At 33.2% G+C, this 21008-nt stretch carries 17 protein-coding genes; 6 read left to right on the top strand and 11 right to left on the bottom strand.

Features of this window, described 5'->3' with window-relative positions; all coding sequences use genetic code 11:
• Positions 1-200: 200 nt before the first annotated feature.
• From ACIQ0M_RS03005 to ACIQ0M_RS02980, 6 genes are all read right to left on the bottom strand, one after another.
• The gene (locus ACIQ0M_RS03005; protein ID WP_396149582.1) at positions 201-440 is read right to left on the bottom strand and encodes a NifU family protein; all 240 of its coding nucleotides are present in this window, start codon (positions 438-440) and stop codon (positions 201-203) included.
• Between the two features lie 59 nt (positions 441-499).
• Positions 500-1645, bottom strand: a complete 1146-nt coding sequence (locus ACIQ0M_RS03000) for a P-loop NTPase (protein WP_396149580.1) — start codon at positions 1643-1645, stop codon at positions 500-502.
• 259 nt (positions 1646-1904) lie between these two features.
• Positions 1905-3206: a TolC family protein gene (locus ACIQ0M_RS02995; RefSeq protein WP_396149578.1), complete on the bottom strand. Its 1302-nt coding sequence runs from the start codon at positions 3204-3206 to the stop codon at positions 1905-1907.
• On the bottom strand, positions 3199-5631 hold the full coding sequence (locus ACIQ0M_RS02990; protein WP_396149575.1) for an ABC transporter permease: 2433 nt from the start codon (positions 5629-5631) through the stop codon (positions 3199-3201). Before ACIQ0M_RS02990 ends, ACIQ0M_RS02995 begins: the two co-directional genes overlap by 8 nt.
• An 11-nt stretch (positions 5632-5642) precedes the next feature.
• Positions 5643-6347, bottom strand: a complete 705-nt coding sequence (locus ACIQ0M_RS02985; protein ID WP_396149573.1) for an ABC transporter ATP-binding protein — start codon at positions 6345-6347, stop codon at positions 5643-5645.
• Between the two features lie 23 nt (positions 6348-6370).
• Entirely contained in the window at positions 6371-7615 is a 1245-nt protein-coding gene (locus ACIQ0M_RS02980) for an efflux RND transporter periplasmic adaptor subunit (protein ID WP_396149571.1), read from the bottom strand.
• A 163-nt stretch (positions 7616-7778) separates the two neighbouring features.
• Between ACIQ0M_RS02980 and ACIQ0M_RS02975 the strand changes: the two genes are divergently transcribed.
• The 3 genes from ACIQ0M_RS02975 (at position 7779) to ACIQ0M_RS02965 (ending at position 11909) form a co-directional block, all read left to right on the top strand.
• Positions 7779-9131 carry a sigma-54-dependent transcriptional regulator gene (locus tag ACIQ0M_RS02975; RefSeq protein ID WP_396149569.1) on the top strand — a complete coding sequence of 451 codons (1353 nt, stop codon included), beginning with the start codon at positions 7779-7781 and terminating at the stop codon, positions 9129-9131.
• Between the two features lie 12 nt (positions 9132-9143).
• Positions 9144-10472 (top strand): sensor histidine kinase, encoded by a 1329-nt coding sequence (locus ACIQ0M_RS02970; protein WP_396149567.1) that lies wholly within the window; start codon positions 9144-9146, stop codon positions 10470-10472.
• Positions 10473-10568: 96 nt separating this feature from the next.
• Entirely contained in the window at positions 10569-11909 is a 1341-nt protein-coding gene (locus tag ACIQ0M_RS02965) for a Fic family protein (RefSeq protein ID WP_396149565.1), read from the top strand.
• Between the two features lie 33 nt (positions 11910-11942).
• Here the strand turns inward: ACIQ0M_RS02965 and ACIQ0M_RS02960 are convergent, their stop codons facing one another.
• From ACIQ0M_RS02960 to trmB, 3 genes are read right to left on the bottom strand one after another with little or no spacing between them, the layout of a single operon-like run.
• Entirely contained in the window at positions 11943-12269 is a 327-nt protein-coding gene (locus ACIQ0M_RS02960; RefSeq protein WP_396149563.1) for an MGMT family protein, read from the bottom strand.
• 9 nt (positions 12270-12278) lie between these two features.
• Complete coding sequence (locus ACIQ0M_RS02955) at positions 12279-12911, bottom strand: LysE family transporter (RefSeq protein ID WP_396149562.1); 633 nt, start codon at positions 12909-12911, stop codon at positions 12279-12281.
• 26 nt (positions 12912-12937) lie between these two features.
• A complete protein-coding gene (gene trmB, locus ACIQ0M_RS02950) occupies positions 12938-13612 on the bottom strand; it encodes a tRNA (guanosine(46)-N7)-methyltransferase TrmB (RefSeq protein WP_396149560.1) in 675 nt (224 codons plus the stop codon).
• A gap of 71 nt (positions 13613-13683) precedes the next feature.
• Here trmB and ACIQ0M_RS02945 point away from each other — a divergent pair, with 71 nt between their 5' ends.
• Entirely contained in the window at positions 13684-14763 is a 1080-nt protein-coding gene (locus ACIQ0M_RS02945) for a glycosyltransferase (protein WP_396149559.1), read from the top strand.
• Here the strand turns inward: ACIQ0M_RS02945 and ACIQ0M_RS02940 are convergent.
• Together ACIQ0M_RS02940 and ACIQ0M_RS02935 are read right to left on the bottom strand one after the other, a co-directional pair.
• Positions 14737-15780, bottom strand: a complete 1044-nt coding sequence (locus tag ACIQ0M_RS02940; protein ID WP_396149557.1) for a sensor histidine kinase — start codon at positions 15778-15780, stop codon at positions 14737-14739. The genes ACIQ0M_RS02945 and ACIQ0M_RS02940 overlap by 27 nt on opposite strands.
• A gap of 69 nt (positions 15781-15849) precedes the next feature.
• Positions 15850-16533, bottom strand: coding sequence for a response regulator transcription factor (locus tag ACIQ0M_RS02935; RefSeq protein ID WP_396149555.1), 684 nt, complete (start codon positions 16531-16533; stop codon positions 15850-15852).
• A gap of 180 nt (positions 16534-16713) precedes the next feature.
• On the opposite strand from ACIQ0M_RS02935, the gene ACIQ0M_RS02930 reads away from it, so the two are divergent.
• Both ACIQ0M_RS02930 and ACIQ0M_RS02925 read left to right on the top strand, forming a co-directional pair.
• Positions 16714-19500, top strand: coding sequence for a TonB-dependent receptor domain-containing protein (locus ACIQ0M_RS02930; RefSeq protein ID WP_396149553.1), 2787 nt, complete (start codon positions 16714-16716; stop codon positions 19498-19500).
• Between the two features lie 168 nt (positions 19501-19668).
• Positions 19669-20796 carry a hypothetical protein gene (locus ACIQ0M_RS02925; protein ID WP_396149551.1) on the top strand — a complete coding sequence of 376 codons (1128 nt, stop codon included), beginning with the start codon at positions 19669-19671 and terminating at the stop codon, positions 20794-20796.
• The last annotated feature ends 212 nt before the right edge of the window (positions 20797-21008 follow it).

The raw sequence follows: 21008 nt of genomic DNA, 5'->3' as shown, positions 1-21008 counted from the left end.
TTTTTCTTTTGAATATGATATTTGTCAGTTGGCAGGGATTGCGTGAGGGATAGTAGCGGAAAGCCCGGAGCACAAAATAACAAATTTTCTTGGGCTCAAAAAGCAACCAACGGAAGCTTTTTTGTGACCTTAGAAAATTGTTTTTTTGGGGCGAGGACTTGGAGCGGATAGCCCGACCCTTGTGGTCACGCCCAAAAAAATTAAGCTACGTTTTCGACTGTTTCGATTTGTGGCACATATTTTTTGATGGTCGTTTCTACACCGGCTCTTAATGTCATTTGGTTTACGCTACAGCCTACGCAAGCTCCTTCGAGACGCACTTTTACGTGTTTGTCGTCGAGCACATCGATAAGGGAAATATCGCCGCCATCTGATTTTAGGAACGGACGGATTTCGTCTAGTGCTTTTTCGATTTCTACTCTAATTTCTTCGTTTGTCATTATTTCTTTTTTTTACCTCACCCCGACCCTCTCCAAAGGAGAGGGAGGAAAGCGGATTTTTATTTTTTCCCTTTTACAGCCGAACAGCCGGCCATTGTGGTTATTTTAATTGCTTCGGTTGGTGGTAAACTTTCGTTTCGGTTTACTACTTCTTGCACAACATTGCGGGCAATTTCTTCGAAAGCACCTTCGAGTGGTGTTGCGGTTTGCAATGCGGCCGGACGACCGTAATCCCCAGCTTCACGAATACTTTGTACTAATGGAATTTCTCCCAACATGGGCACTTGTAAATCTTCGGCTAAGTTTTTGGCACCTTCTTTTCCAAAGATATAATATTTGTTGTTTGGTAGTTCTTCCGGCGTGAAATAAGCCATATTTTCGATGATTCCTAACACGGGAACGCTAATAGCTTCTGATAAAAACATCGAAACCCCTTTTTTAGCATCGGCTAAAGCCACGGCTTGAGGAGTACTCACCACAACGGCACCTGTGATAGGAAGCGATTGCATGATGGAAAGGTGAATGTCACCTGTTCCGGGTGGTAAATCGATGAGCAGGAAGTCGAGTTGACCCCAATCGGCATCAAAAATCATTTGGTTTAAGGCTTTGGCAGCCATTGGGCCACGCCAAATAACAGCTTGGTCGGGTTTAGTGAAAAATCCAATGGAAAGAATTTTTACTTCGTAACTTTCTACCGGTTTCATTTTTGACTTGCCATCTACCTCTACAGAGATTGGTTTTTCATTTTCTACATCGAACATAATGGGCATCGATGGCCCATAAATATCGGCATCAAGCACCCCTACATTGAATCCCATTTTAGCTAAAGTAACGGCTAAATTGGCGGTTACGGTAGATTTTCCAACGCCTCCTTTTCCGGATGCTATGGCAACAATGTTGCTGATTCCCGGAATTGGTTTTCCTTTAATTAGATTTGGATTTTCAGGTTTTTGTGGAGCTTCAATCTTAATGTTTACTTTCACTTTGGCTTTCTCATAAACTAAATCATGAATCGTTTTTATGATATCAACTTCCGCTCTTTTCTTAATGTGTAAAGCCGGCGTTGATAAAACTAAATCAACCTCTACTTCATCACCAAAAGTGAGTACATTTTTAACTGCTCCACTTTCCACCATATTTTTTCCTTCACCAGCCACAGAAATGGTTTCTAAGGCTTTTAATATTTCTTTTCTGTCGAGTTTCATAAATTATTTTTACCTCACCCCCAACCCCTCTCCAAAGGAGAGGGGAGCTTTTGGGATGTAATTATTTTATAAAAAAAATCAGTTTTATTTATACTGAGTTTAGATTGCAAAGATAATACGAAAAGTACAGAAACAGTAGTTAAAGAATTGAAAATGTTTATGGAGGGATAGAGTTTTAGTTGGCAGTGGCAGTGTTCAGTTGCTCCCGAAAGCTTCCGAGATCAGTGGTAATAATCAGTTAAAAAGTGAATGTTGAATTTTACAATTGATTTTTAGTAAGCAGATTTATTTTCACGGAAGTATATTGAAACAACAAATCATTTTTTAAAACTTCGTATTCAGCATTCAATCGTTGGTTTTTGACGGCAGAAAACACTACGGCATCCGTTTTTCCGCTTAGAAATTTTGCTTGCGAAGTGGTTAACATTTTTTCAGCAAGTTCAAGTGAGTTTTTGAGTTTTTGATTGCGTTGGAAATAATTATTTTTTTGAGTTTTTTCTAATTCGATTTGTTGATTGATTTTAATTTTCTCTTGTTCGGCCTCCCATTTGGCTTTTTCTGTTTGAATTTTTGCTGCGGCAATTCTTCGGTTTTGTTTGAATCCGGTGAAAATGGGTATTTGCAACTGCAATCCGGTCTGATGATACTTGTTGTTGTCAAATTGTGTTTGAAAATCATCCACCGGAACATTAGGCGTGTTTATTGGAGTAGAATAGAATGTTGAAAAACCGTAAAAAGCAGACAAAGTAGGGAGATTATTTCCTCTTAAAACTCCTACGTCTTTTTTAAAAGCTTTAAAACTGATTTTAGCGAAATTTAGTTTTGGATTGTTAGTGATTTCAAAATTATTTTCAACTGTGTTTGATGCAAAATAAGGTTCTAACGAAACGTTTTCCGAACTCGTTTCATTGTCGTTCATCAATTGAAAAAGTTCTTTTTTTTTGTATTCATACAGCTGTTTGGAAACCAAAATTTGATTTTCTTCCAATGAAAAATTGAATTGCATATCATACAAATCACTTTTTGGTTTGCTACCGATTTCGACTTCTTTTTGAATACGCTCTAAATTATCAACGGTGTTTTTGAACTGTTCTTGTTGAATTTTTAGTTGCTCCTGACTGTATAATACTTCAAAATATTTTTCGAGCAATTGCAATTTATATTCGTACTCAACCACCTCTTTATCGGCTTTGCTTAATTCGACTTCCAATTTATTTTTCCCGGCTGTTGCTAAGTTTGAAAAATCGAGTAAATTGATAGAGGCATTAAAGCTAAGATTATCCCATTGAATATCAGAACTAACTCTGGCATTGGTATTTGGATCAATCGTAGAACCAAAATTGTAACTATGATTAGCCGTTAATCCGACAGATGGAACTAATTCTAACAACGGATTCGTATAGCTTTTTTTGGAACGTAAAATCTCCAATTGTTTGATTTTTATATCGATATTGTTTTGCAAAGCTACCTCAAAACACTTTTGCAGTGACCAAGACACTTCTTGGCCACGCACAAAAATGCTCGAAGTAAATAAGAACAAAATGATTAACCTCTTATTCATATTTTAAATAGTTTAAAACATCCACTTTAGTAGCTTGGTAAGCTTTGGAAAGCACAACGATCAAGGTTAATAACATTAGAATTATAAATCCGACTAGGAATGGTATAAAAGAAATTTCAATTCGAAAAGCAAAATTTTCTAACCATTTTCCGAGTAAAAAATAAACCGGAAAGAGTGCTAATAAAAATCCGATAAGGCAAAAAACGATGTATTGCTTAGACAGTTCTTTGAGCAATATTTTGGTTTCTGCACCCAACGTTTTTCTAATTGCGATTTCTTTCATTCTTCGTTGGATGGAATACGATGCTAAAGAGAACAATCCGAACAAAGCAATTAGAATCACAATTACATTGAGTAACGAGAAAAGATTTTTTTGTTTGACGTAAGTTTCATACGTTCGAGCATACTCTTTGTTTACAAAATCATATTCAAACGGATAGTCGCTATCTACATTTTTTAGCCAAAATTTTTCAATATCTGCAATCGTTTGCTGAATATTTTCACCATTAACCTTTACATGCATTTTACTTGCATTTCCGAGCATCCAATCGATTGTTTTGAAGTGAAAGAAAACCATCGGAGGAATTTCGCTTTGAGGTCCATCCAAATTAAAATCTGAGACAATACCGATTATTTTCAGCTTATTTCCATTCCAGTCAACTTCTTTTCCAATTGGATTTTTTTCCTTCATCATTCGCATGGCCGTTTCGTTTACTAACATTGAAGTTATAGTGTCTGATGCTAATTTTTCAGAAAGATATCTTCCTTCTTTCAATTGAATTTTCATCATTTCGAGCATTCCAAAATCAATTCCCATGTTTTGACCTTGAATGGTGATGTCATTGTATTCAAAACTTGATGAAGAACCGGCATTACCTCCAAATGCAAATGCTCCGGTAGCCACTTGCTCAACACCTTTAATTTTAGATAATTCATTTTTTATGGTGTTATACCTGTTAAATATTTTTACTTGATAGTCCTTTTCGGACCAGTGATAAATGTTTCTATATCGAATGGAAAGCACTTGGTCACCTTTAAAACCTAAATCTTTTGTATTTAAATAATTAATTTGCTGATAAACTATATAAGAACCAACAATAAAGAAGGTGGCAATGGCAAACTGAAAAACCAACATGCCATTCCGTAACCAAACACCGCTTTTACTTCGTCCAAAGTTGCCTTTGAGTACTTTTAATGTTTCAAAATTAGAAACATAAATTGACGGAAAAATTCCGGCTACTAAAACAACAATAATGAAAATGATAATTAATTGAATGTAAAATTGACTTCCGTGAATGAGTAGCGTTTTCCCTAAAAATTCGTTGTAATACGGGAGTGATAATTCTACAATCACTAAAGCTAATAAAATAGAAAATGTTGTAATTATTATCGTTTCAAAAATAAATTGTTTAACAATATTACTTTTTGATGCACCTAAAATCTTTCTTACGCCAACTTCTTTGGCTCTCAAAATGGCGTTGGCTGTTGCCAGGTTGATATAATTTACGATAGACAAAATCAAAATCAATACAGACAAACCCATCATAATGAGCAGAAATTGATAGTTTCCTTTACCTTCAGCATATCCATCAACAATTGAATGTAATCGGGCAGATGCTAATGGCTCTAAAATGATTTTGGTGCTTTCTCCTCCATTTTTCTTTAACCATTCCTCAGGCGTTAATCCTTGTTCTTTTGCCCATTTTAAAACTCTATTTTCAAATAAAATTTTTTCAATTCGCAAACTTACTTTGTCCTTATCATCCGGATTTTTAAGTTTCAAAAGCAATCCATGATTGAAGTTGCCCCAATGATCGGCGTTTTCTTTCAATTTTGGATCAATAAGATTAGTAACTGCTTCGGGTTCCAAAGATGAATTTCCCGGAATTGTATAAACACCTCTGATAACGATTTTTCTTCCCGAATAAAGTACTTCTTTTCCCATTGGATTTTCATCACCAAAAAGACGGTTTGCTGCTTCTTGAGAAATTGCCATACTAGCATTGTCTTTCAACGCTGATTTTGAACTTCCTTTTACAAAAGGAAAAGGGAAAAATTCAAAAAAAGTGTTTTGCGAATCCGTTATTTTAAGAATTTGTTTTTTATTTTTATAATGAACCAATTCTTCATAATACCAATTTTCCAAATAACAATACGATTCTAGTTCCGGAAAATCTTTTTTGAAAAAAGCTTCCAAAGGAGATACATTACTGGCCCAAAACACATCAGTTGAAACCTGATTAATTGACTGAAAAACATTATCTTTCTCAGGATTCCATGCATTATAACTTTGTTCATCATTCCAATATAAAATAGCAAAAATTAATCCGGCTATTCCCAAACTCAATCCTAATGTATTGAGAATAGTGAATAATTTATTTTTTTTGAGTTGATATAAAAATATCTTAATCCAATTATTAATCATGATTTTACTGTTTAATTGGTTACCAAAACATCAACATTTCTACTGTTTTGTTTTTCAGAAATCACCATTCCATCTTTCATATAAATGGTTTTTTGAGAAAAAGAAGCGTCATAATCGGAGTGTGTTACCATCAAAATTGTGGCTCCGTTGGCGTGTAAATCGGTTAGCAATTCCATCACTTCATTACCGTTTTTACTGTCTAGATTTCCGGTTGGTTCATCGGCTAAAATGATTTTTGGATCATTGATTAACGCTCTTGCCACAGCAACTCGTTGTTGTTGACCTCCTGAAAGTTGTTGTGGAAAATGCTTCAAACGATGTGAAATAGCTAAACGCTCAGCAATTGCTTCCACTTTTTTCTTTCTTTCAGAAGTTGGAACATTATTATAAATAAGTGGTAATTCAATATTGTCAAACACTGAAAGTTCATCAATCAAGTTGAAATTTTGAAAAATAAATCCGATGTTTTGCTTTCTGATTTTCGATTTTTCTGATTCATTCAGACCAGTCATTTCTTGGTTCAACAATTGATAACTTCCTCCCGAGGCACTGTCTAACAAACCCACAATGTTGAGTAAGGTAGATTTTCCGCAACCGGAAGCTCCCATAATGGTAACAAATTCGCCTTGATGAACAACCAAATCAATTTCGTTTAAAGCTTTGGTTTCTACTTCTTCTGTTCGGAAGATTTTTGATAATTTTTGAATCGTGATCATAGTATTCGTTTTTTGATTGATGATTAATTTTTATTTAAATTTAAAACTTCCATTTCCACGTAATCTTTATAACCGGAAGTTATTACTTTTTCACCTACTTTCAGGCCGGAAAGCACTTCGTAATACAATGGATTTTCTCTGCCTAATTGTATTTCTCTGCGTTCAGCTTTATCGCCATTGACAACAAAAATCCATTTTCCGGCCGTTTCTTGATAAAAGCTCCCTTTTGGAATGACTGTTGATTTTACTTTTTCGGATAATAACAGTCGCACTCCAAAACTTAATCCTTGTCGCAAATCGAGTTCTTTATTTTCTTCAAATTGTAATTCCACTTGAAAACGACCGCTTTTTATTTCAGGAATCACTTTAGAAACGACAACTGAAATCATTTTTTCTTTGTATTCAATGTTTGCTTTTTGACCTTCGGACACTTTTTCCAAATAAAATTCATCCACATCTGCCATCAATTTATAGCCTTTCATTACATCAATTTTACCAATAGTTTCTCCGGCAATGTAATTTTTTCCCAAGACAGGTTCAAACGATGACAATCTTCCGGAAAGCGGAGCAACGACCAAAAAATTCTTTTTATTCTCACGTAAAATCTGTAAACTTTTTTGTATAATTCCTTGTGATTGATTGATTTGTGCGATTAAAATTTGATTGGCTTGCTTTTCTTTTTGTACACTTTGTTGAATGATGTTTTTTCGTTCGGTTTGATACCTGAAATTTTCCTGCGTGGTTTCCCATTCATTTTTGGAAAGAATTTCTTGTTTGTATAATTTCTGATTCAAATCATATAAATTTTTTGCATCAAAATAATCGTGTTCAATGGAAATTAAGTCTTTTGCCAAATTTAATTCTTGTGTTCTCAAATCGAGTTTGGCTTTGTTCAGGTTGTTAATTTGTTCAATCATCGCGGTTTCCTGATTCATAAAACTTAATTCAGTATTTGGATTATACAATCTTGCCAGCGGTTGCCCTTTTTCTACAAAATCGCCATTTTCTACAAAAATTTCTTGAATAGAACCACCTTCAATCACATTCAGCAACATTGAATTGAGTGGCTCCACTTTTGCTTGAAAAACTATATAATCTTCAAAATTTTCAACCATTACCGTTTTTATAGAAATTTCGTTTATGGAAACATCCAAACTTCTTTTTTTGGTCATACTCATCACCACTAAAATAAGCAGGATTAAAAAAACAGTTGAACCAATCAGTATATATTTATTTTTTCTATTTTTACGAGGAACGATAGTGTCCATAATACATTTATTTGTAATGATCTAAGTCAATTTTATGCCAAAAATTAAAGTTTTGTAAGACGTTGATTTTTAATTCATCACAAAAAAAATAAAAAATCAAGTGTTCATTTTCGGACACTAATTGTTCGCAATTGAACGGTGAAACTGAAACAAATCAGCTTACATGAAAAAAACAAATGCTACTATTTTAATTATTGACGATCAAGAAGACATTCTATTTGCTTGTAAAATGGTGTTGAAGAAACATTTTGAAACCATTTTTACACTCAATAATCCAAAAAAAGTAGTTGAATTATTAGCAGAAAATGAAGTTGATGTGATTTTGCTGGATATGAATTACCGCATTGGTTTTGAAGACGGACGAGAAGGAATCTATTTGTTGAAAGAAATCAAAACCCTTTCACCCAAAACGACGGTGATTTTGATGACAGCATTTGGGAAAGTGGAAACCGCTGTTGAGGGTCTGAAATTAGGAGCTTTTGATTATATTTTAAAACCGTGGGACAATGAAAAATTGGTTTCGGTTGTTAAATTTGCTGTTGAAGAAAATCGAAAAATTAGAAAGAAAACCATAGATTCAGTAAAGGTAGATTCATTTTTCATCGGAAAATCAATTGCCATTCAAAAAGCATATTCTTTGGCAGATAAAGTTGCAAAAACCGATGCAAATGTGTTGATATTAGGTGAAAACGGAACTGGAAAATTCGTTTTAGCACATTATATTCATCAACAATCCAATCGGAAAAAAGAAGCTTTTGTGCATGTTGATTTGGGTTCGTTGAGTGAAAGTATCTTTGAAAGTGAGTTATTCGGCTATGCCAAAGGGGCTTTTACAGATGCCAAAAATGATACACCGGGACGATTTGAAGCCGCTCAGAACGGCACGATTTTTTTAGACGAAATCGGTAATGTTCCGTTGCATTTGCAAACTAAATTATTACAAGTGATTCAAAATAAATCGGTTACGCGATTGGGAGAATCTAAGTCCAGACCATTGAACATTCGAATTATTACGGCAACAAATCTTGATTTGAAAAAAGAAGTTAACGCAAAAAAATTCAGAGAAGATTTGTATTATCGCATCAATACCATGGAAATTAAACTTCCATCGCTTCATGAACGAAAAGAGGATATTGTTCCGTTGGCTACTTTTTTATTGGAAAAAATTACTCAAAAATATGAACGAGAAGAAATCGTTTTTGAGGAAAAAGCGTTGGAACAAATCCAAAAAAACGCTTGGAAAGGAAACATTCGGGAAATGGAGAATCGTATCGAAAGAGCAGTGATTTTGTGTGAAAATAATACCATCAAAAGTGCTGATTTAGATTTGGATGTGATAAACTTTTCACCTTTTGAAATGGAAGAAATGCCTTTGTCCGACATTGAAAAAATTTCCATTGAAAAAGTATTGTATAGAAATAACTTCAACATAAGCAAATCGGCTGAAGAACTCGGATTGTCAAGAGCGGCTTTGTACCGAAGAATGGAAAAATACAATTTAGGTTCAACCGATTAATCAAAAATAGGTTTGAAAAATTTAAAACTATATCATCAACTCTTTATCCGATTATTGCTATTGCTTTTGGTATTTATTGGCAGTTTTTTGTTTTTGTATAAATCTTTGATTTATTCTTCCATTTTTGGTTTTTTACTTTTTTTGTTGATGGGAATTGAGTTTTTTACTTTTCTTCGAAACACTTTTTTATTTTATGATAAAACTATTGCTGCAATCTTAAATAATGATTTTTCAGCGGATTTTTCTAAGCTTAAATCGCATGATAATTACAAAAATTTGTTTCGTTTATATGATTCATTAAAACAAAATCAAAACGAACAAGTTTCGAAAGATTTGGTTTACCGTTCTATTTTAAACAACATTGAAACCGGTGTTTTAATTCTTCAAAAATCAGACGAAGATTGGAACATTTTTTTGATGAACGACTATTTATCGAGTCATTTTATGGTACCAAAAGTATCAAAATGGATGTATTTAAAAAATCAATTACCTTCGCTTTGCGAGATTATTGAAGAACGAAATTTTGAAGAATTGAAAACGTCTTTACAAATTCGAGTGAACAAAGAAGACGCACAAACGTTTATGCTACAAGCTTCAAAAACAAAAGCTTACGACCAGGAATATTACATTGTTATGTTAGATTCCATTCAAAAAGTGGTTGAGAAAAAAGAAAAAGAAGCTTGGATTAATTTGATGAAAGTCATCTCGCATGAATTGATGAATTCAATTACGCCAATTCGTTCGCTTACGCAAAATTTGAATGAATTAATGCAACAAGAATCACTTTCAAAAGATGATTTAGACGACATTAAAGAAAGTGTTTCTACGATGATTCATCGGAGTAATCATCTGCAAAATTTTGTGGAAAGTTACCGAAAAATCGCTATGTTACCATCGCCTAAAAAAGAAAAAACAGAGCTAAATCAGTTGATGAAAAACGCACTACAATTGATGAACTCGTTATTTAAAAAAGAAAATATTATCGTAAAAAACAACATTTCTTTCAATAGATGGATTATGGTTGATGCACTTCAAATGGAACAAGTGCTGATTAATTTATTAACCAATAGTTTGTATGCTTTGGAAGGAAAAGACGAAAAAATCATTGAAATTTCGGCTGAACAAAAAAATAAACGATTGTTTATTTCTATTTCCGATTCCGGAATTGGGATTGATGCAGAAATTCAAGATAAAATTTTTCTACCTTTTTTCACCACCCGAAAAGAAGGAGCCGGTATTGGGTTGACCTTATCCAAAAACATTATTGAAGCTCACGGCGGTTACCTCAATTATCAAATCGATGAAAACAAAACGCGATTTATTATTTGTTTGCTGGAGTGAGATTTGTAATTATTTGTAAATTTTTGAAAAATTAGGAAATAATTACAAATAAAACCGTAATTTTGTTTTTGTAAATTTTTGAAAAATTAGGAAATAATGATAGAAAAAGCTCCACATTTTGAATTTAGTGACAAAATCAATGCTCTGAAATCACTTGACACATTAATAATGTTGGAGTTTCCAGACTTTAATAAAATTGAATCTGAATATCCGTATTGGGACAAAATAAAGTACATTAAAAAACCTGACCATTATGAAATTGAACAAAATGAATTTACCAGAAAACTTTGGATTGCTACAAAAACAATGCGGCATTTGAAAAACACGAAAGTTTATTTTGGAAATTTTAAAAAAAATATTTCAATTCGATTTAAATTTAATGTGAATGAAAATTTACAACAAAAACTTCACTATTTAGATTTCAACTTTGGGGCTGGAATTCAAAAAGAGCAACTACTTTCTGATTTAGACAAACATAAATATCTCTCGAATGCTTTGATGGAAGAGAGTATTTTTTCATCGATGATTGAAGGAGCAACAACCACAAGAGTAAAAGCAAAAGAAATGCTTCGAAAAGGAAGAAAACCTTCCAACAAATCGGAACAAATGATTTTGAATAATTACAAGACGATTCAATATATAAGCGAACAAAAAGAGAATGATTTAACCATTGAAAAGTTGTTTAAAATTCATAAACTAGTTACAGAAAATACGTTAGAGGAAGGAAATATAGGCAAATTCAGAATTTCAAATGATGTGATGGTTATGAATCAAATCACCGGAGAAATAGTTCACACACCACCTTCTTTCGAAGAACTCGATGAACTGATGAAGTCATTTTGTGACTTTTTTAAGAATAATCCAAAGGAAAGTTTTATTCATCCGATTGTGAAAGCATCAATTCTTCATTTTTTAATTGGTTTTATTCATCCGTTTGTTGATGGCAATGGAAGAACAGCACGAGCACTTTTCTATTGGTATTTATTGAAAAATGGTTATTGGTTGACTGAATATTTATCCATTTCAAGAGTAATATTAAAAACAAAGACACAATACGAAAAAGCATATATTTATACTGAAATTGATGATATGGATGTTTCGTATTTCATTCATTATCAAGTAAAAGTCTTAACGCAAGCTTTTGAAGATTTAAAAAATTATATCGCTAAAAAGAAAAAAGAAGAAAATAAACTTTCAAAATTTTTAAAGCTTCCCAATATAAATGAAAGACAAGCACAAATTTTATTTTGGTTAGAAGAAGATGAAAATCGATTTTTTACGGTAAAAGAAATTGAAAATATATTCAAAATTACAAATCAAACAGCAAGAACAGACATCGAAGAATTAGTTGAAAAGAATTATTTAAAGAAAGTGAGTATCAACAAAAAATCTTTTAATTATTGGAAAGGAGAAAATTTTGAAACAACATTTATGTAATTATTTGTAAATTTTTGAAAAATTAGGAAATAATTACAATTCGCTAACCTCCGGCTCCCAAAAAACCTTCTCAAAATCAACAATTTGATTATCAACCACTTCAATACCTTCGCTTTCCAGTAATTGCTGCATCAAATTTGTGCCTTGAAAGTGATGCTTCCCTGTTAGAATACCAATTCGGTTCACAACTCGGTGTGCAGGAACATCTTCTCGATTATGCGAAGCACTCATCGCCCAACCTACCATTCGGGCAGAACGAGCCGTTCCTAAAGCCTTGGCAATAGCACCATAGGAAGTAACTCTTCCGTAAGGAATTTGTTTGGCGATGTCATATACTTTTTCAAAAAAATGATCTTCCATCTTAAAAATTTAACGCGAGAAAATTTTAAATAAAGTAATCAATGCTACTATTCCGGTTATGGAGCCGATGACATAGTTGATGTTTCTGGATAGAAAAGTATCTTTTTTTTCTTTCCCTTTAAAAAAAGAAATGTATCCGAAAAAAACTAAAAAAGCGGCAATGGCTGAGGCGGCAGAAAAAGAATAGATAAAGAAGGTATCAAAATTAAAATAACCATATGAACCCAATGTAATGCTTACAAAAACATAATAAGGAACCGGGAATAAATTAAGCAAAGACAACAACATTCCTAAAAAGAAACGACTCGATTTGCTTCGCATTTTGATTTCTTCTTTCTTCTTTTTATCTTTAGGTTTTTTGGCTATCCAAAGGAAATATAAAGTTAGTACTGTAAAAATCACTAACCCAATTTCTTGTAAAACGGCACTAACGTCTGCTCTTTGGTCAATAAACCGAGCAAAAAAAACCGCTAATAAAGTTTGAAAAAAAACAATTATCGAAGCTCCAAACGCAAACCATAAGGCACGGTTTCTTCCGTCACGCATGCTCACTTTTGCGGCAGTCATGTTGAGCAATCCGGGAGGAGTTGTTCCAATGGCTGCGGCCGAAAGCCCGAGAAGGATGGGAAGAGTGATGTTCATTTTTAGGGTGATGGGTAATGGGTTGCTTACTTTATCTTAAATTGTATATATGTAATGGCTTTGTTAATTTCTAAATATTGCTTTTCGTAAAATGTTTGAATGGCTGTCACCACTTCCGGCGAACCTTCATTTCGATAAACATTATGGTTGGCATAAATGACTTCGTGACCTTCACCGTGCAACAATCCGAGTGTGTAACCATGCATGAATTCGCTATCGGTTTTTAAGTGAACTATTCCGTCTTTTTTCAATACTTTTTTATAGCGTTGCAAAAATTGGGTATTGGTCATTCGGTTTTTTGTTCGTTTATATTTGATTTGCGGGTCCGGAAAGGTTATCCAAATTTCATCGACTTCATTTTCGGAAAAACAATATTCGATCAATTCAATTTGTGTGCGAAGAAAGCCTACATTATGCAGGCCGGTTTCCACAGCCGTTTTTGCACCACGCCAAAACCGAGCTCCTTTGATGTCGATTCCAATAAAATTTTTATTCGGATAACGTTCGGCTAAACCAACAGAATATTCTCCTTTTCCACAACCTAATTCCAAAACAATTGGATTATCGTTTTTAAAAAAATCTTTATTCCAATTTCCTTTCCATTTAAAATCACCCGAAACTACTTCTTCACGGGTTGGTTCTATTACATTTTGAAACGTTTCATTTTCTTTAAAACGCTTTAATTTATTCTTACTGCCCACTTAATTTAATTTTTTGGTAAAATTAGGGAAATATACCCAATCAAAATTAATACTACTTTTACAGTTATTAAATGAGTTATCAAGACTTGGAAACTGTTAAACCAAAAATTCTCGTTGCTCCTTTAAATTGGGGCTTGGGACACGCTACACGTTGTATTCCGATTATTGAAGCATTAATGGAAAACGATTTTGAACCCGTTATTGCTTCTGATGGAGTGGCATTACACATTTTACAAAAAGAATTTCCGGAATTAATTTTTCTGGAATTACCCTCCTATCAAATTGAATATGCCAAAAATGGTGCTTTTTTTAAATGGAAACTGATTAAAAACAGTCCAAAAATGATGGAAGCCATTTATTTGGAAAGAAAATTGGTGAAAAAGTGGGTAAAAGAATATGGTTTAGCTGGTATTATCTCCGATAATCGATTAGGTATTTATTCTAAAAAAGTGCCTTCCGTTTTTATCACACATCAATTGAATGTATTAACCGGAAATACAAGTTGGATCACCAGTAAGTTACACCAATACATCATCAAAAAGTATGAAGAATGTTGGGTTCCCGATGTGGCAGAAATTCCAAATCTGACCGGAAAACTAGGACATTTGAAAAATCCTCACTTTAAAATCAATTATATCGGTCCGTTAAGTCGATTAAACCGAAAAGAATTACCGAAAAAATATGATTTAATGGTTATACTTTCCGGTCCAGAGCCGCAACGATCGATGTTGGAAATGCACTTGAAAGAAGAAATCAAACGTTATGTGGGTGATGTTGTTTTTGTGCGTGGTGTGATTGAAGCTGAACAAAAATCAGAACAAGTTGAGCACGTTACGTTTTTTAATTTTATGACCTCAGGACAACTCGAACAGACGTTCAACGAGAGTGAATTAGTGCTTTGTCGTTCGGGTTATACTACCGTAATGGATTTGGCAAAATTGGGTAAAAAAGCATTTTTTATTCCCACTCCGGGACAATTTGAGCAAGAATATTTGGCTAAAAAATATAAAAAAGACGGTGTTTTTCCCTTTGCTAAACAAGAAAAATTTGTGATTGAAAATCTATATGAAGTAGATTTGTACAAAGGTTTACAAAGCTTTAAAAACGATTTAGATTGGAAGAATTTATTTCTGCTTTTCGAGCGTAAATGAAAATTCTGAACCCACTCCAAACTGACTTTCAACATAAATTTTCTCGTTGTGGCCTTCGATAATATGTTTCACGATAGCTAATCCTAATCCGGAGCCTCCTTCAGAACGAGCACCACTTTTATCGACTCTAAAAAATCGTTCAAAGAGTCTTGGAATGTGCTGTTTTTGAATTCCTTCACCGTTATCGGTTACACGTACGATTAACTTGTTTTTTACTAAGTTTTCTATACTTACTTCAGTGGTTCCACCTTCTTTACCATATTTGATGGAATTCATAACCAAATTAGTCACCACTTGCTGAATTTTCTCCTGATCGGCATGCACATAAATTGGGTTGGGGTACTTGGTATCAAAGGTTAGTGTAATGTTTTTTTTAGAAGCTCGCATTTCCAATAATTCAAATACATTCTTAACCAATTCTACCACATCAAAAATAGAATATTCGAGGTTTAAATCTCCCGTTTCCAATTTGGTAATCATATCTAAATCTTTTACGATATAAATGAGTCGTTCTACACCTTTTTCAGCTCTTTCGAGGTATTTTTTTCGAAGGGTTTTGTCGCTCATAGCACCATCCAACAAGGTTGAAATATAACCTTGCACAGTGAATAAAGGTGTTTTTAATTCGTGTGAAACATTTCCTAGGAATTCTCTTCGGTATTCTTCACGCACTTTTAGGGTTTCAATTTCCAATTTTTTATCGGTGGCAAACTTTTTTACTTCTTTGGTAAGGGTAGCCATATCGGTTGTAATGGGTTGACTTCGCAGAGTTGTAGAATCCAATAATGAAACATCATCATAGATTTTCTTTACCCTTCTGTAGATAAACCGTTCTACTCGATATTGAATTACAAAGAAAGAAAAAAGATAAATGGATAGACCAAAAACAGCCACAAACAACCAATTTATTTCATAAAAAAAATAGGTTGTAAGCAGTAAAAACCCTATCGAAAATAAGGAAATATAAAGTGCCGATTTTATGGCAAACTTGTAGGTTTTTTTAAAACTTATGGCCATCAAAAATAGTTTTCAGTCGGTTAATGTGCTCTCAAAAGTAAACTATTTTCAACAAAAGAAGAAATTGAGTTATACTTCCAGTTTATAACCAACACCTTTAATGGTTTTAAAAAGATCGTCGCCAATTTTTTCGCGAAGTTTTCGGATGTGCACGTCGATGGTTCTACCTCCAACCACTACTTCATTACCCCATACTTTATCGAGAATCTCTTCTCTTTTAAATACTTTTCCGGGTTTGGACGCTAATAAATAGAACAATTCAAATTCTTTCCGCGGTAGCACAATTTCTTTCCCGCCTTGAATGATTTTGTATTCTTCTCTATTCACTTCAATGTTACCCACGGTTAACACATCGCTTTTGGTTTCATCGTCTTTTAAACGACGTAAAAGTGCTTTTACTTTACTCACCAAAACTTTTGGCTTGATTGGTTTGGCAATATAATCATCGGCACCGGCTTCAAAACCGGCTACTTGAGAATAATCTTCACTTCTTGCGGTTAAAAATGCTACTATAACATTACTTAATTCGGGAATCTTGCGGATGTGTTCACAGGCTTCAATTCCATCCATTTCGGGCATCATGACATCCATGATGATAAGATGAGGTAGCTCTTTTTTAGCTTTTAGAACCGCTTCTTTTCCATTGATAGCCGTAACAATCTGATAGCCTTCTTGGGCGAGATTATACCCTACAATTTCGAGTATATCTTGTTCATCATCAACCAATAAGATTTTAATTTCCTTTTTTTTCATATCCAAAATAGTGTGCGTTTTGCGATGTAAAGGTAAAGATAATACAAAATGAAATACGTTGTTAACGGTAATTTAATCTGTTAACATTATCGTAACCTCTTTGAAACAAAATCGTAACAAGTGGGTAACATCAACTTTACAAGGTAGCCGTTTCTTTGCACCAAAATTAAACAACACATAATGAAACTTAAATTTTTATTATTATTCCTTTTAATTAGTTCGTCACTTTTGGCACAAAAAGGCACCGTGTCCGGTACTTTAACGGATAAAGACATGAACAATGAGCCACTACCGTTTGCGAATGTTCAGATTAAGGGAACAACCATTGGAACAACAACAGATGAAAATGGTAAATATACTTTGAATGTTGAACCTGGAAATCATGTGGTACAACTTAGTTTTTTGGGTTATGAAACGATTGAAGTTCCTGTAACCATTAAAGAAAATCAAACAGTAACTGTAAATAGAGCTTTAACGGCAGGAGGCGGAATGATGCTACAGGATGTTGTGGTGCAAACAACGGTGAGCCGCGAAAAAGAAAGTGCTTTGTTGTTAGAACAAAAAGGAGCTATTGAAATAAAGCAGAGTATTGGGGCTTCTGAAATGTCAAGAAAAGGAGTTTCGAATGTTGAACAAGGTGTTCAGAAAATTTCAGGTGTTTCGAAAGTTGCTGACAGAGGTATCTTTGTAAGAGGACTTGATGACAGATACAACTACTTGCAAATAAATGGTTTAAACTTCATTCCTTCTGATCCCAACTTAAAAACAATTCCTTTAAGTTTTATACCGTCTGATATTGTTAGAAATATCGATGTTTACAAAACTTTTAATTCTTCATTATACCAAGATTTTGCTGGTGCTTCTTTGGGTGTTTGGACAAAAGACATTAGTTCAAAATCATACACCAAAATAAGTATTACAGCTGGATATAACTCAAATACAACTTTTAAAAGTTTTAAAACTTCTAATGAAGGTGCTTCAGACTTTTTTGGGTATACGGGAAACAACCGAAATCTTCCTACTGTTTTTGGTGAAAATCAAACTACATCTTATGCTGCTTCTCCTTCAGAATCTAAAGACATGTTTAATTCAAGTTGGTCGCCTGAGAACAACAATGCTCCGCTTAGTGTTGGAACAAGTATTACCAATTCAGATTCGTTTTTGTTGGACAACGATAGGAGAATTGGATATATTTTCAATATGAATTTTAGCAATAATTACTTGGCACAATCAGGTGTTCGAAGAAATTTGAATTCTGAAGGAACTGCCTTTAAAGATTTTCAAGAAAATATTTTTAAATATACTACTCAAAAATCAGCACTAGCAGGAATAAATTATAAGAAAACGGACAAATACAATTTGTTCTTCAATGCTATTTACCTACAAAATTCTGAAAATACAATTGATGAATTACAAGGTGAAAATACCGATTTTATTACAATTGATAGGCCATTCTTCTTGAGAGATACAAAATATACAGAAAATAGTTCTTTTGGTTTACAACATTACGGAACATTGTATTTTAAAGACAAAAAACAAGTTCTTGATTATGGTATTGCTGCAACAAAAGGTAAAAACAATATGCCTGACAGAAAAATTTTAATTACAGAAGGTGTTGGACAAAATGCTGATTATGTAACTTTTAATGGTGTTGACCCTTTTCGCTTTTTTTCTGTGTTAGACAATACAAATGTGAATGGAAAAGTTGAATATCAATTTAACATTGGTGAACAAATTGAAAATAAATATAAAAACGTTTTCAAAGTAGGTTATAATGGAGATATGACTTTATTTGATTTCTTTAACAGAACTGTGCGAGTAAATGGGGCTTCATCATTAACCGATACAACTATTGATACTGAAAACCCTCAACCGTTTTTTGATACTAATTTTGATGATGGAAATTTATTTTATAGAAGCATTGCTGATCCAACATCAAATGTTGAAATTGTTCAATTTATAAATGCCGGATTTGTAAATTATACGAGAAATTGGGAGAAATTGACTTTAGACGTAGGCGTAAGAGTTGAGTATATGTTCCGAGAAACAAAATATAGAAATGAAACAAATAGTGTAAATGATCCTTTTTTAAAGAAAGATTATACCCCATTGGATGTAAATCCGGTTTTAAATCTTAAATATGGACTAAACGAAAAAACGAATTTACGTTTTACTGCCTCAAGAACTTCTTCAAAACCTAGATTAAGAGAAATTCTTCCATTTAGATATCAAGATGGAGATGGAAATTTCACTATCGGTAATGCAGATTTAAAAAACACCGTAAATTACAATGTGGATTTAAAATATGAAACTTTCCCAAATCAATCCTCACTGGTTTCTGCAACTGTGTTTGGTAAATATATTGAAGACCCGATTTCTAGACTTTTGCAAGGTACATCTACAGGATTCCTAACAAAATACGATAATTTTGATTCAGCTTATATTTTTGGATTAGAATTAGAAGCTGCAATTGGATTAAATACATTTTTTAAAGAATCATCTTTAGCTGACAAAACAACAATTGGTATAAACACAATTTTGATGAAGTCAAATGAAGAAGCTAGTAAAGAGAGATTTCCTCAATTAACGTCTACATCAAGATCTTTACAAGGAGCATCTGACTTTATTATTAATGCAGATATTGCTTATGAACTGGCTAAAAATGAAAAAATTGAATCAAAAATTTCGTTCATATTCAATACTTTTTCTGATAGAATTTACGCTGTTGGAACGGATGGAGCAGCTGACATAACTCAGAAACCAATTCATCAGTTAGATTTTACTTGGAGAAATACTTTTAATGAAAGATACCAGTTAAACTTATCAATCAGAAATCTTTTAGATCAAAATATTACAGCTACACAAGACCCAACAAGACCAATTGCATTTCCTGACAGATTTAGTAACATTAGTCAAGAATTAAATCAAGGAATTAATGTTGGTTTAGAATTTTCATACACCTTTTAAATCCTTATAATTCAAATACTTAAAGAGACCTTCTGGTCTCTTTTTTTTATTCATGATAACAATTTATTTACAAATAATTGATTTAACTGTAACTGTTATATAACTTTTACATAACCTCATTTAGATGGGCTACAACTATTTTTGCTAAAACTTAAATAACACAATAAAATGAAAACAAATTTTTTAAAAGCTTTAGCATTAGCAACAGTAATTTTTGCTGTAGGATGTTCTTCAGATGACGACGCAAGCGGTCCAACAGTCCCAAACTTAGAAGGTTCAGTTTTACAAGGAAATATAACCGAAGATTTAAATGTGCCTGCAGGTAATTATAACCTTAAAGGAGTAGTGGTTGTAAAATCTGGTGCAACTTTAACCATTCAACCAGGAACAACATTTACAGTTTCTACTGTAGACCAAGGTTCAGGAACTAATTACTTACAAATTGAACAAGGAGCAAAGATAATTGCTAACGGAACTTCTACAGAACCTATTGTTTTTACAGCTCAATCAAATCAAATTGGAGCATGGGGTGGAATAATCATCAATGGTAAAGCAAGAATTAACGTAACAGGTGGAACTGAAATTGCAGAAGCAGGAGGTTTACTTTATGGCGGTTCAGACGATTCAGACAATTCAGGATCATTAAAATATGTTAGAATAGAATATGCCGGAGCTGCAATAACAGGTGGAACTGCAGAATATAATGCATTTTCTTTCTTTGGTGTAGGTTCTGGAACTGTTTTAGAAAACTTACAAGCTTACAAAGGTGCTGATGATGCTTTTGAATTCTTCGGAGGTTCAGTAAATGCAACAAATTTAGCTGCTTTTGGTTGTGAAGACGATAATATAGACTGGGACAGAGGATATAGAGGTACACTTACAAATATTTGGATTATTCAACCTTCTAATGGTGATTTTGCTTTTGAATGTTCAAACTTACCTGTTGAATTTAATAACACCCCAAGAGCTAATCCAACAGTTTCTAATGTAACTGTTGTAGGAAGTGGAAATGCTGCAAAAGCTGTATTTAACTTTAAAGAAGGAACAGCAGGAATTGTAACAAATGTAGTAGCTTCAAATATTGGATACGGTGTAGATTTAAGAAATCAATTAGGACAATTCCAAGATGGTTCTTTAAAAGTTAATAATGCCAACATAACTTATACAACTGCTTTAACTAAAAATGGTATCACAGGTGATACAACAAACATTGATAGCATTGTAACTGTTAATGCCGGAGCTACTGGAGCAAACACTGCACCTTTTAACGCTGGAACTTGGTTAAGAGAATTGTAAAAAAACATAAGCAAATTAATACTACTATAAAAAATACCAAATTTAATTTGGTATTTTTTTTTAAAACTCATAAAAATGAAAAAATATTTTGATTGTCCGCAATTACCCATAATTAAATAAAAAGCCTTATATTTGATAAAAAAAAGCGATGAATTTATTCAGTTTTACGGCAAATTTTGGAAGTGAAGAAGCTTGTAGACTTCATTTTAAAG

The sequence above is a fragment of the Flavobacterium sp. genome (assembly GCF_044339515.1).
In the GTDB taxonomy this organism is placed as follows: domain Bacteria; phylum Bacteroidota; class Bacteroidia; order Flavobacteriales; family Flavobacteriaceae; genus Flavobacterium.
Note: the sequence above shows the minus strand (reverse complement) of the source record. Positions and strands in the feature narration are given on the sequence as shown.